The organism is Mesorhizobium sp. M1A.T.Ca.IN.004.03.1.1 (assembly GCF_003997555.1).
Lineage (GTDB): Bacteria > Pseudomonadota > Alphaproteobacteria > Rhizobiales > Rhizobiaceae > Mesorhizobium.
This window is the reverse complement of the sequence record NZ_RZTV01000006.1, coordinates 72,627-84,720: the sequence shown is the minus strand read 5'-3', so window position 1 is coordinate 84,720 and position 12,094 is coordinate 72,627. Positions and strand designations below refer to the sequence as shown.

Sequence of the window (12,094 nt, the reverse complement as noted above, 5' to 3'; positions counted from 1 at the left end):
GCCGACCTCGACCCCGCCGAATTCATCAAGGCGAACATGCGGCTTCAGCCGGTGCCGTCGCTGCCTGAAATCCGGCTCTATACGGCCCATCCCGGCAGCGGGCTGAGGCGGCTGCTGGAACCGGAGGACGGGTCGCATGAGCACGCGGCCGAGCCGCAGCCGCCCTACTGGGCCTATGCCTGGGCGGGCGGCGCAGTGCTGGCGCGCTATGTTCTCGACCGGCCGTCAACCGTTGCGGGCCGGCGCGTGCTCGACCTCGGCGCCGGTTCCGGCCTTGTCGGTATCGCCGCGGCGCGAGCCGGGGCTAGGAAAGTGACCGCGGCGGAGATCGACCGCAACGGCATCGTCGCGCTCCGCCTCAACGCGGAGGCCAACGGCGTCGCCATCATCATAATCGGCGAGGACATCAGCGCCTGTCCGCCGCCGTCGGTCGACATTGTGCTCGCCGGCGACGTTTTCTACGGGCAAGCGGTCGCGCGGCGGATCGTCCCCTTCCTCGACCGCTGCCTTGCCGCGGGCATCGAGGTGCTGGTCGGCGACCCGGGCCGCGCCTGGCTGCCCAGGCGGCGGCTTCGCCTGCTTGGCGAGTATCAGGTGCCTGATGTCGGCGGAAACGGCGGTAGCGCGCCGAAACCGAGCGGGATATTTGCGTTCCTTCCCAGCGAGCCCTGATCAGCCCGCCGGCACACTCATCCGCGCGGCGAGAAAATCCGGCAGGTCGGCGACCGAATCCAGGATGACGTCGGCCATCGGCGACAGCGAGTCGCGCGTACCCGTGCCGGAAAGCACGCCGATCGCCAGGCCGCAGCCGCCGGCGCGCGCCATTTCGAGATCGTGGCGATTGTCGCCGACCATGGCGATCTCGCCCGGCTTCAGCCCCGTCAGATCGCAGAACGCGATGACCGTGTCGGGCGCGGGCTTCGGGTTCGCGACCGCATCATAGCCGAAGGCGGCGTCGAAGAGCTGCGCGACGCCGAGCGTGGCGAGCGTCTTCTCGGCGCCGCTGGTGGAATCGTTGGTGGCGACGCCCAGCCGGAAGGATCGCTTGTGCAGCGCCCGCAGCGATTCGACGATACCGGGTAGCGCGACAGCCATCGACGAGCCCTGAACCGAGGTGATCTCGTTGAAGCGTGCGACGGCCAGCATCTGGTCCTCCTCCGACAGGCGCGGGAACCAGAGCTCGACGACGTCCATGTTCGAGCCCGAGGCAAAGATCGAATCGGGCTTGAAGCGCTTGCTGACGAAATCGAAGCCAGCGGCGGCGAGCAACCTGTCGGCTTTCCAGCGATCGCCTTCGGCGGCGTCCATGGCCATGAAATCGGCAATGCCGAGCCAGGTAGCGTTGAAGTCGACAAGCGTGCCGTCCTTGTCGAACAGAATTCCCTTGATATCCGCCAATCCTTTTACTCCGCGCCGCGCAATTGGTGGATATGAGCCACCAATCCGGCAGTCGAGGCGTCGCGTTTTGCGGCAGTCTCCTTGCCTTCCACGACAGGCAGCAGGCCTGTCGCCAGTTCCTTGCCGAGTTCGACACCCCACTGGTCGAACGAGTTGATGTTGAACAGCGTGCCTTCGACGAAGACGCGATGCTCATAGAGCGCGATCAGGCGACCGAACGTGCGCGGATCAAGCTTCCGGTAGAGGATGGTGAGCGACGGACGGTTGCCCGAAAAGACGCGATGCGGCGCGATGCGGTCGACATCGGCGGGCTTCATGCCCTTGGCCAGCATCTGCGCGCGCGCCTCTTCCAGCGTGCGGCCCTTCATGAAGGCCTCGGACTGCGCCAGGCAATTGGCAAGCAAGAGATCGTGGTGGGTCTTCAGCTCGGGCTCGTGGCTGACGGCTGCGGCAAGAAACTCGACCGGGATGAAATCGGTGCCCTGGTGCAAAAGCTGGAAGAAGGCGTGCTGGCCGTTGGTACCGGGCTCGCCCCAGACCAGCGGGCCGGTCGGCGTAGCCACCGCGCCGCCGTCCAGTGTCACGCTCTTGCCGTTCGATTCCATATCGAGCTGCTGCAGATAGGCCGGCAGGCGCGACAGGCGCTGATCGTATGGAATGACGGCGCGGGCCGGGTATTTGCAGACGACGCGGTGCCACCAGCCGATCAGCCCCAGCAAAACAGGCAGGTTCTTTTGCAGGGGGGCCGAGCGGAAATGCTCGTCCATCTCATGCGCGCCGTCGAGGAAGGCGCGGAAATTGCGCGGGCCAATGGCGATCATCACCGGCAGGCCGATGGCGCTCCAGACCGAGTAGCGGCCGCCGACCCAGTCCCAGAAACCGAAGACGCGGTCGGAGGCGATGCCGAACTTGGCCACTAGGTCGAGCGCGGTCGAGACGGCGGCGAAATGCTTGCCGATCGCTTGATTGCCCAGCGCCTTTTCCACCCATCTGCGCGCCGTCTCGGCATTGGTCATCGTCTCGACAGTGGTGAAAGTCTTGGAGGCGATGATGAACAAAGTCGTCTCGGGAGACAGGCCCTTCAGCGTGTCGTGGATATGGGCGCCGTCGACATTGGAGACATAATGCGCACGCGGGCCGTCATGGTAGGGAGCGAGCGCCAACGTCGCCATCGCCGGGCCAAGATCCGAGCCGCCAATGCCGATATTGACGATGTCGGTGATCTTCTTGCCGGTGGCGCCGGCCGCCTCGCCGGAGCGGATCGCATCAGCGAAGGCGCCCATTGCGTCGAGCACGGCGATCACATCGGCCTTGGTGTCCTGGCCATCGGCCACGACGCTCTTGCCGGTCAGATTGCGCAGCGCCGTGTGCAGCACGGCGCGGTTTTCGGTGATGTTGATCTTCTTGCCTTCGAACATCGCGGCGCGTCGGCCTTCGATGTCGGCGGCGCCGGCGAGCTTCTCCAGCATTGCCATCGTGTCGGCGTCGACCGCGCATTTCGACCAGTCGAGCAGAAGATCGCCATCGGTCGCGGAGAATTTCTCGAAGCGCTTGGGATCGGCGGCGAAGGCTTCGCTCATCGTGCCCTTGGCTGCCGCGCGCTGCTCACGCAGGGCGGTGACCTGCTTGTCGAAGGCTGACTGATCCAATGGTGGCTCCTGGCGGGTTTTTAGACCATTTTAACAGGCCCGATGTTTCCGGCGCGTGTCGTCGCGACAATGTATTGAGCCGGATTTCCGTTTCGTTCAAGCGCGGCAGTGACGCACTGCATCACGCTTTTATGATGCCCCGCAACATCCGCTTCCCTGGCGGACGCGCCCCTTTCGTGACCAATGGATCACTGGCATAAATCCCAGCGATCAGAAAAATTGATTGGCGCAACCCCTTGTGCCACCCCTACACTCGACTGGTCCAGCCAAGTGAAAACAGCTGGCCATCCGAGGATGATCTCCCATGCCACAGCGCAATGACACGGCCATATGGTCCGGCCTGTTCCGGATTTCGGCCGAATCCGGACAAACTCTCCAGGCACAGATCCGCCAGGCGATCGTCGCAGCCATCCTCGACCGGCAGATCGCCGCTTCGATGCCGCTGCCATCCTGTCGGATTCTGGCGGAAAAACTGGGCGTTGCCCGCGGCACGGTGGTGCTTGCCTTCCAGCAGCTGGTCGACCAAGGTTTTCTTGTGGCGCGCGAGCGGCGCGGCCACTTCGTCAACCCTGAAGTGCTGGCCACCCCCGCCAAGCCGCACCAGAAGGCGCCCGACCAGCAGAATGAGATCGACTGGAAGGCGCGTCGGCAGATCGCCGCCAGCGACATGCCGCCGCCGGCCAAGCACGACAACTGGATCAAGTCCTCCTACCCGTTCGTCTACGGCCAGTTCGATCCGGCGCTGTTTCCGACCGCGGAATGGCGCGAGTGCAACCGCATGGCGCTCGCGGTGCTGGAGATCCGCAACTGGGCATCCGACATGGTCGACCGGGACGATCCGCTGCTCATCGAGCAGATCCAGGCCCGGCTTTTGCCGCGCCGCGGCATCTTCGCCAATCCGGACGAGATCATCGTGACCCTGGGCGCGCAGAACGCGCTCTATATGCTCGCCTCGCTGTTGATGACCAAGGGCTCGAAGGTGGCAATGGAAGACCCCGGCTATCCGGATGCCCGCTCGATCTTCCGGCTCGCCGGCGCAGATATCCAGCCGGTCCCGGTCGACCAGTCGGGCATCGTGACCTCGGCGATTCCCAGCGATTCCGGCTTTGTCTTCGTCACGCCCAGCCATCATTGCCCGACGATGGTGCCGTTGTCCGCCGAGCGGCGGCAGGATTTGCTGGCGCGCGCCAACCGCAACAACCAGATCATCATCGAGGACGGCTATGACAGCCAGCTTCTCGACGAGGCGCCGCAGCAGGCGCTGAAGAGCCTCGATCGCTCGGGCCGCGTCATCTATGTCGGCTCGATGTCGAAGACGCTGGCTCCGGGTCTGAGGCTCGGCTACATCGTCGCTTCGGCAGGACTGATTGCCGAGCTTCGCGCGTTGCGTCGCTTCATGCTCAGGCATCCGCCAGCAAACAACCAGCGCGCCGTTGCGCTGTTTTTGTCGCTCGGCCATCACGAGGCGCTGGTGCGCAGGCTCTCCGCCGCCTTCGACGAGCGGCGCAAGCGTCTGGTCCATGCGATTTCCGCTTTCCTGCCAGAATGGCGCTCGACCGACTCGGCGGGAGGCACATCGTTGTGGCTGGAGGGCCCGCGCGGTACCGATTCACGAGGGCTCGCCGAAGCGGCCGCTTCCCGCAGCGTCATCATCGAACCCGGCGACCGGTTCTTCGACCGCAGCGAAAAGCCCTCGCGTTTCATGCGTTTGGGCATCTCCTCGATCTCGCTGCAGCACATCGAGCCCGGGATTCGGGAGCTCGCCACAGCCGCCGGCCGCAGGCCCGCTGCCGCCTGATCACCACGGACTGCCACATCAAGAGCCGGCGTTTTTGCCGGCTCTTTTATTTTGGCGCGCCTCAACGCTTTAGCATCCTGGCATATTCGACGGGATTGACTGGCTCATAGGCTGTGCCAATGCCGACGGCATAGTCGAGGCACAAAGGGGACGAGGCAGGCCGATGGTGGACCAACCGCCGCGCATCCTGCCCCTGAAAAAGCAAAGGTGGAGTGCTTTCCATGTCAGTGGCTCTTGAGAAGCAGGAAACGACGTCGGACCAGCGTTCGCGGCGGTCCGGCGGGCGCGAAGCGCGCCGCGCGATGCGGGCAGCACCGCTCGCAGACGATATCCGTCCGGTGCGACCCGGCCTCGAAGGCGGCAGCTACGGACCATTGAGCCAGAACGACAAGGAACGCATCCATGAAGCGGTGTTGACGCTTCTGGAGACGGTGGGCTTCGCCAACGCCATCCCCTCCTGCATCGAGGCGCTGACCCGGGTCGGGGCGAGCTACGGCGACGACGGCCGCATCCGCCTGCCGCGCGCGCTGGTCCTCGACACGATCAAGAAGGCGGCGCGCCATTTCACGCTCCACGGCCAGGATCCCAAGCACGACATGGTGATCCAGGGCAAACGCGTGCACTACGGCACGGCGGGCGCGGCGGTGCATCTGGTCGATGTCGAGAAGCGCGAATATCGCGAATCGCAGCTGCAGGACATCTATGACGCCGCCCGTCTCGTCGACGGGCTCGACAACATCCATTTCTTCCAGCGCACCATGGTGCCGCGCGATATTCCCGATCCGCTCGAGATGGACTTCAACACGCTCTATGCCTGCGTACTGGGGACATCCAAGCATGTCGGCACCTCGTTCACCGTGCGAGAGAACGTCAAGCCGGCGCTGGAAATGCTCTATGCGATCGCCGGCGGCGAGGAGAATTTCCGGGCGCGGCCTTTCGTGTCGAACTCGAACTGCTTCGTGGTGCCGCCGATGAAATTCGCCGAGGACGCCTGCGGCGTGCTCGAAGCCTGCGTCGAGGGCGGCATTCCGATCCTGCTCTTGTCGGCCGGCCAAGCCGGCGCCACAGCTCCCGCTGCGATTGCCGGCGCCGTCGTGCAGGCGGTGGCCGAAGTGCTGATGGGCCTGGTCTATGTCAACGCGATCAAGCCCGGCCATCCGGCGATTTTCGGCACCTGGCCGTTCGTCTCCGACCTCCGGACCGGCGCCATGTCCGGCGGTTCGGCCGAGCAGGCCGTGTTGACCGCGGCCTGCGCGCAGATGGCGCAATATTACGACCTGCCGGGCGGCTCGGCCGCGGGCATGACGGATTCGAAGCTGCCCGACATCCAATCCGGCTATGAAAAAGGCATCACCGATGTGATGGCCGGTCTTGCCGGCCTCAACCTCATCTATGAATCGGCCGGCATGCATGCCTCGCTGCTCGGCTTCTGTCTCGAAAGCCTGATCATCGACAACGACATGCTCGGCCACTGCCTGCGATGCGTGCGCGGCATCGAGGTGACGGATGAGGCGCTGTCGATCGACACGATCGCCGATGTCTGCCTCAAGGGCCCGGGCCATTATCTCGGCAACGAGCAGACTTTGAAGCTGATGCAGACCGAATATTTTTATCCCGCAGTCGGCGATCGCTTCTCGCCCAAGGAATGGAATGAGAAGGGCCGGCCCGACATTTTGCAGCGGGCGATCGCCGAGAAAAAGCGCGTGCTGGCCGAGCGCTTTCCGCGCCATGTGTCGCGGCTCGTCGACGACAAGCTGCGCGCGCGCTTCGGCGAGATGATCAAGCTGCCGCGCAACAAGATGGGCGGCTGATCTTTCCGCTCTCGCAGATCACTCCGCACGCAGCCGATAGCGCTCGACGACTTCGGCGTTGATCAGCTTCGCATGCAGCGTCAACAGCACGATCTGCGCATCGAGGCTGTCGCCGGCATCGAGCACGGCCTCGATGCGGCGCTCGGCTTCCAAAGTGTGCTCCCTGCCATTGGCCCGCTCGAAGGTTTCCGGTCCGGCGACGCAATAGCCGCAGAGTTGCGCCACCGATTGATAAGCCTGGGGCGGCGGCTCCTCGGGCCAATGATCCTTCATCAGGTTGACGATGGTGAGCTTGACGCCCTCAGGCACCAGTGCCGGATGCAAGTCGGCCTTACGCAAGGCGTCGTCGAGCTGGCGCAAGTCGCCCGAACGGCCGAACATGCCGACGAAGCCGAGGGAAGAGCGCCGTTTCGCCATATATAGCCTCCCTTCGTAGGGCCGCCGGGATCGGGCTAATCTGTAGACGCCCCGCGGCCGAAACAAGGGCCATGAGAAAGGGCGGTCCGCCGGAAAGCGGTCCGCCCTTCGATTTTCGCCGTGCTCTGAATTCAGTGGTTGTCGCGCGGGACGCCCCTGGTGTGCGCGACATCCTGATATTTCACCGCCGGCTTCAGCACCATGCCGGCGGAGAACTGGTCGACCATGCCGCGCTGGATCTCCTGCCAGGGCGTCTGGTGCTCGGGATAGTCATAGCCGCCATTGCCCTGCAGGGCTGCCCGCCGCCTGGCGATCTCCTCGTCGCCGACAAGGATATTGGCGGTGCCCTTCCTCAGGTCGATGCGGACGCGGTCGCCAGTCTTGAGCAGCGCCAGCCCGCCACCGACCGCTGCCTCCGGCGATGCGTTGAGGATCGATGGCGAACCCGACGTGCCGGACTGGCGGCCATCGCCGATGCAGGCCAGCGAATGGATGCCCTTCTTGATGAGATGGGCCGGCGGCTGCATGTTGACCACCTCGGCGCCGCCCGGATAGCCGACCGGACCGGCGCCGCGCATGAACAGGATCGTGTGCTCGTCGATGCCCTGCGCCGGATCGTCGATGCGGGCGTGGTAATCCTCCGGGCCGTCGAAGACCATGGCGTTGCCTTCGAAAGCCTCCGGATCGTTCGGGTTCGAGAGATAGCGCTCGCGGAATTCGGGCGAGATGCCGCTGGTCTTCATGATGGCGGAATCGAACAGGTTGCCCTTGAGGTTGATGAAGCCGGCATTGCTCTTGAGCGGCTTGTCGACGCCGCGGATGACATCGTGATTTTCGTTGACCGCGCCGCGGCAATTGTCGCCGATCGACTTGCCGTTGGCGGTGATCGCGTCGGGGTGCGGCAATAGTCCGCCCTTCAGCAGTTCGGCCACGACGGCCGGCACGCCGCCGGCATGGTGATAGTCCTCGCCGAGATACTCGCCCGTCGGCTGCAGGTTGACGATCAGCGGCACGTTAAGGCCGATGTTCTGCCAGTCGTCATTGTCGAGCGGCACGCCGAGATGGCGGGCGATGGCATTGAGGTGGATCGGCGCGTTGGTCGAGCCGCCGATGGCCGAATTGACGACGATGGCATTCTCGAACGCCTGGCGGGTCATGATGTCCGACGGCTTCAGGTCCTCATGCACCATATCGACGATGCGCTTGCCGGTCTCGTAGGCAATCTGGCCGCGCTCGCGATAGGGCGCGGGGATCGCGGCCGAGCCCGGCAGCTGCATGCCGAGCGCTTCGGCCAGCGAGTTCATGGTGGTGGCGGTACCCATGGTGTTGCAATAGCCGGTCGACGGCGCCGAGGAGGCGACGATGTCCATGAACTCGTCATAATTGATCTCGCCGGCCGACAGCCGCTGGCGCGATTCCCAGACAATGGTGCCGGAGCCGGTGCGCTTGCCCTTATGCCAGCCATTGAGCATCGGGCCGACCGAAAGCGCGATCGCCGGAATGTTGACGGTCGCCGCCGCCATCAAGAGCGCGGGCGTAGTCTTGTCGCAGCCGATGGTCAGCACGACGCCGTCGAGCGGATAGCCGTAGAGCACCTCGACGAGGCTGAGATAGGCGAGGTTGCGGTCGAGCGCCGCCGTCGGCCGCTTGCCGGTCTCCTGGATCGGGTGGCACGGGAACTCGAAGGGGATGCCGCCCATCGAGACAATGCCTTCGCGCACGCGCTTGGCGAGCTCGAGATGGTGCCGGTTGCAGGGCGAGAGATCAGAACCCGTCTGCGCGATGCCGATCAGCGGCTTGCCCGACATCAGCTCGGCGCGGGTCAACCCGTAATTGAGGTAGCGCTCGAGATAGAGCGCCGTCATGCCCGGGTTGTCGGGATTGTCGAACCACTCCTGCGAGCGAAATTTCTTCTTCTTGGTGGGGGCGCCTGCCATCGTGGTCTCCGTATTTGTATGACAAATCGATATGACAACGCGCTCATGCAGGCAAGAGGCAGACACGCCGCAGACCCGCACTTTGGTGCGATAGACATAGAGAGGGCCGCGGCCTAGGACCAGTCGATGTCCTCAATCCGGGAGATCTTGGGGGCTTTGGTGATCGAGGGCGAGGAGCGGATCGCCGCACCCGTCGAGAAAGTGTGGGAAGCCCTCAACGACCCGGAAATCCTGAAGGAGGCGATTCCCGGCTGCCGGGGAAATCGGACACCTAGCGCCGGCCCGGCGAATTACTCGAACACGATGCTGGGCACTGCCGCCTCGGCGGCGCCGCGTTCCTCTTGCACCCTGTCCCATACCCTCGCGGCGATATCGCGATAGATCTTCGCCTCCGCGCCGTCCGGCTTGGATGCGACCACCGGGGCGCCGGCGTCCGAGCTTTCGCGGATGCCCATCTCCAGCGGCACCTCGCCAAGGAAGGTGACGCCGAGCCGTTCGGCCTCGCGGCGCGCGCCGCCATGGCCGAAGATGTCGTAGCGCTTGCCGGTGTCGGGCGCGAGGAAATAGCTCATGTTCTCGACGATGCCGAGCAGCGGCACGTCGACCTTCTTGAACATGTTGAGGCCCTTGCGGGCATCGATGAGCGCCAGGTCCTGCGGCGTCGAGACGATGACGGCGCCGGCCAGCGGCACCTGCTGGGCCATGGTGAGCTGGGCATCGCCGGTTCCGGGCGGCATATCGACGACCAGCACGTCGAGCGGTCCCCATTCGACCTCGCGCAGCATCTGGGTGAGCGCCGACATCACCATGGGGCCGCGCCAGATCATCGGCGTCTCCTCGTCGACCAGGAAGCCCATCGACATCACCTTGAGGCCGTAATTCTGCATCGGCTTCAGGATCTTGCCGTCGACCGTCTGCGGGCGGCCGTGAATGTTGAGCAGCCTCGGCATCGACGGCCCGTAGATATCGGCATCGAGCACGCCGACGCTCAGCCCATTGGCGGCAAGGCCGAGCGCCAGGTTGACGGCGGTGGTCGATTTGCCGACGCCGCCCTTGCCGGACGCCACAGCGATGATCGCATCGATGCCGGGCACGCCGCGTTTGCCGTGACTGTGAGAAGCCGGCGCCTGCGGGCCAGGACGCTGCGGCGCTGCCTGGGGAGCAGGTCGTGGCGGCGCTGCCTGGGGAGCCGGCCGAACCGGCGCCTCCATGCCGCCGCCCTTCTTCTCCGCCGTCAGCGCGACGACGGCGTTGGCGACGCCGGGGATCGCCTTGACGACACGCTCGGCGGCGGCGCGCAGCGGCTCCATCTCCTGGGCGCGGGCGGCGGGAACGGTAATCGAGAAAAACACCTTGGAGTCGGCGATGAAAATCTCAGACACCAGGCCGAGGTCGACGATGTTGCCGGTAAAGTCCGGTCCATTGACCGTCCTTAGGCGTTCGATGACGGTTTCCTTGGTTACAGTCATGGTCTTTCCTCGGAGTTTGGCGTTCCAGATAGTGCAGTTTCCCGGCAGAACCAAGCCGTGGCGCAATGGCTCGTCCGGCGTGCTCCGGAAAACGACTGGTGGTGTCGGATTTGGCCGAGCGCGTCCCGATCCGCCGATTGCCATGGCCAATCGATCCAGGGGCCCTATCTCGGTTGCCATGAGCGACGGCAACCGGAAAAGGAGACTGTCATGCTCGCAAACAGCAACGCAGCGGCCAATGTGGCGGTGAAAGACCTTTCGAGAGCGCAGGGCTTTTACGAAGGAACGCTGGGCCTCAAGCCTGTCGACGACATGGCCGGAGAACTGATCGTCTACAAAAGCGGAGACACGGTCATCAACGTCTATCGTTCAGAATTCGCCGGTACCAACAAGGCGACGGCGTTGACCTGGACGGTCGGCGACCAGATCGGCGCCATTGTCCAGGCGCTGAAATCGAAGGGCGTCACCTTCGAGCGCTATGAGATGCCCGGGCTGACGGTCGAGGGCGATGTCCATGTCGGCTACGGCATGAAGGTCGCCTGGTTCAAGGACCCGGACGGCAACATACTGTGTCTTGCGGGCGAGTAGATTTCAGCACCAGCTTTGCCTCAGACCGCCAGGCGCGTGACAAAATAGGTCAACGCCGAAATCGCCGCCGTCGCCGGCAGGGTGATCACCCACGCCACGACAATGTTGCCGGCAATGCCCCAGCGCACCGCCGAGACGCGGCGGGCAGCACCCACGCCGATGATGGCGCCGGTGATTGTATGCGTGGTCGAGACCGGGACACCGAGCCAGGTGGCGGCGAACAACGTTATCGCCCCGCCGGTCTCGGCGCAAAAACCCTGCATCGGGTTCAGCCGAGTGATCTTCGATCCCATCGTGTGCACGATGCGCCAGCCGCCGAAGAGCGTGCCCAGCGCCAATGCCGACTGGCAGGTGATGACCACCCAGAACGGCACGTGGAAGCTCTGGCCGAGCATGCCTTGCGAATAGAGCAGCACGGCGATGATGCCCATGGTCTTCTGCGCGTCATTGCCGCCGTGCCCCAGCGAATAGAGCGAGGCAGAGAAGAACTGCAGGACGCGAAAGCTGTTATCGACCGCGAACGGCGTCTGCCGAACGAACAGCCATGAGACGATGAGGATAAGGACAAGCGCCAGCACGAATCCGGTCGCCGGCGAGAGCACGATCGCCGCGGCCGTCTTGCCGAGCCCGGACCAGACGATGGCCCCCGGGCCGGCCTTGGCGACGCCGGCGCCGACCAACCCGCCGATCAGCGCATGCGAGCTGCTCGACGGAATGCCGGCGATCCAAGTGACGATGTTCCAGACGATGGCTCCGATGAGCGCGGCGAAGATAACTGCCGGAGTCACGATCTCGGCGTCGACGATGCCCTTTCCCACCGTCTCGGCGACATGCAGACCGAAGAACAGGAAGGCGATGAAATTGAAGAAAGCCGCCCAGAACACGGCATAGTGCGGCCTCAGCACGCGGGTGGAGACGATAGTCGCGATCGAGTTGGCGGCATCGTGCAGGCCGTTGAGGAAATCGAAGAACAGCGCCACGGCGACGAGGCCGACCAGCAGGGGAAAGGCGATCGCGGCGTCCATCT

The 12,094-nt window shown here is 64.6% G+C and carries 10 protein-coding genes and 1 pseudogene; 5 read left to right on the top strand and 6 right to left on the bottom strand.

Going from position 1 to position 12,094, the window contains the following annotated elements; genetic code table 11:
- Positions 1-36: 36 nt before the first annotated feature.
- Positions 37-672, top strand: coding sequence for a 50S ribosomal protein L11 methyltransferase (locus tag EOD29_RS20185; RefSeq protein WP_095824410.1), 636 nt, complete (start codon positions 37-39; stop codon positions 670-672).
- Here EOD29_RS20185 and EOD29_RS20180 read toward each other — a convergent pair whose 3' ends face one another.
- Both EOD29_RS20180 and pgi read right to left on the bottom strand, forming a co-directional pair.
- Positions 673-1,398: an HAD family hydrolase gene (locus EOD29_RS20180; protein ID WP_067003634.1), complete on the bottom strand. Its 726-nt coding sequence runs from the start codon at positions 1,396-1,398 to the stop codon at positions 673-675. It abuts the gene before it with no gap.
- A 5-nt stretch (positions 1,399-1,403) separates the two neighbouring features.
- Positions 1,404-3,047, bottom strand: a complete 1,644-nt coding sequence (gene pgi, locus EOD29_RS20175) for a glucose-6-phosphate isomerase (RefSeq protein ID WP_127247586.1) — start codon at positions 3,045-3,047, stop codon at positions 1,404-1,406.
- 304 nt (positions 3,048-3,351) lie between these two features.
- On the opposite strand from pgi, the gene EOD29_RS20170 reads away from it, so the two are divergent.
- Positions 3,352-4,845, top strand: coding sequence for a PLP-dependent aminotransferase family protein (locus EOD29_RS20170; protein ID WP_040974759.1), 1,494 nt, complete (start codon positions 3,352-3,354; stop codon positions 4,843-4,845).
- 221 nt (positions 4,846-5,066) lie between these two features.
- A complete protein-coding gene (locus EOD29_RS20165) occupies positions 5,067-6,656 on the top strand; it encodes a trimethylamine methyltransferase family protein (RefSeq protein WP_127247585.1) in 1,590 nt (529 codons plus the stop codon).
- 18 nt (positions 6,657-6,674) lie between these two features.
- Here EOD29_RS20165 and EOD29_RS20160 read toward each other — a convergent pair whose 3' ends face one another.
- Positions 6,675-7,073 (bottom strand): hypothetical protein, encoded by a 399-nt coding sequence (locus EOD29_RS20160; protein WP_127247584.1) that lies wholly within the window; start codon positions 7,071-7,073, stop codon positions 6,675-6,677.
- A gap of 131 nt (positions 7,074-7,204) precedes the next feature.
- Complete coding sequence (locus tag EOD29_RS20155; protein ID WP_095782337.1) at positions 7,205-9,010, bottom strand: IlvD/Edd family dehydratase; 1,806 nt, start codon at positions 9,008-9,010, stop codon at positions 7,205-7,207.
- 126 nt (positions 9,011-9,136) lie between these two features.
- Here EOD29_RS20155 and EOD29_RS37885 point away from each other — a divergent pair.
- Positions 9,137-9,268: pseudogene (locus EOD29_RS37885) on the top strand (SRPBCC domain-containing protein); the annotation flags it as partial.
- A gap of 32 nt (positions 9,269-9,300) precedes the next feature.
- Here the strand turns inward: EOD29_RS37885 and EOD29_RS20145 are convergent.
- Positions 9,301-10,479, bottom strand: coding sequence for an Mrp/NBP35 family ATP-binding protein (locus EOD29_RS20145; protein ID WP_127247583.1), 1,179 nt, complete (start codon positions 10,477-10,479; stop codon positions 9,301-9,303).
- Between the two features lie 210 nt (positions 10,480-10,689).
- On the opposite strand from EOD29_RS20145, the gene EOD29_RS20140 reads away from it, so the two are divergent.
- Positions 10,690-11,067, top strand: coding sequence for a VOC family protein (locus EOD29_RS20140; RefSeq protein ID WP_095799271.1), 378 nt, complete (start codon positions 10,690-10,692; stop codon positions 11,065-11,067).
- A 20-nt stretch (positions 11,068-11,087) separates the two neighbouring features.
- On the opposite strand, the gene EOD29_RS20135 is transcribed toward EOD29_RS20140, so the two are convergent.
- Entirely contained in the window at positions 11,088-12,092 is a 1,005-nt protein-coding gene (locus EOD29_RS20135; RefSeq protein WP_067324384.1) for an inorganic phosphate transporter, read from the bottom strand.
- Positions 12,093-12,094 lie beyond the last annotated feature (2 nt).

What these genes read in the sequence shown, in the direction of transcription:
- EOD29_RS20140 (WP_095799271.1), top strand. Translation starts at nt 10,690, where the DNA reads ATGCTCGCAAACAGCAACGCAGCGGCCAATGTGGCGGTGAAAGACCTT.
- EOD29_RS20185 (WP_095824410.1), top strand. Translation starts at nt 37, where the DNA reads ATGCGGCTTCAGCCGGTGCCGTCGCTGCCTGAAATCCGGCTCTATACG.
- EOD29_RS20145 (WP_127247583.1), bottom strand. Translation starts at nt 10,479, where the DNA reads ATGACTGTAACCAAGGAAACCGTCATCGAACGCCTAAGGACGGTCAAT.
- EOD29_RS20135 (WP_067324384.1), bottom strand. Translation starts at nt 12,092, where the DNA reads ATGGACGCCGCGATCGCCTTTCCCCTGCTGGTCGGCCTCGTCGCCGTG.
- EOD29_RS20165 (WP_127247585.1), top strand. Translation starts at nt 5,067, where the DNA reads ATGTCAGTGGCTCTTGAGAAGCAGGAAACGACGTCGGACCAGCGTTCG.
- EOD29_RS20170 (WP_040974759.1), top strand. Translation starts at nt 3,352, where the DNA reads ATGCCACAGCGCAATGACACGGCCATATGGTCCGGCCTGTTCCGGATT.
- EOD29_RS20160 (WP_127247584.1), bottom strand. Translation starts at nt 7,073, where the DNA reads ATGGCGAAACGGCGCTCTTCCCTCGGCTTCGTCGGCATGTTCGGCCGT.
- EOD29_RS20155 (WP_095782337.1), bottom strand. Translation starts at nt 9,010, where the DNA reads ATGGCAGGCGCCCCCACCAAGAAGAAGAAATTTCGCTCGCAGGAGTGG.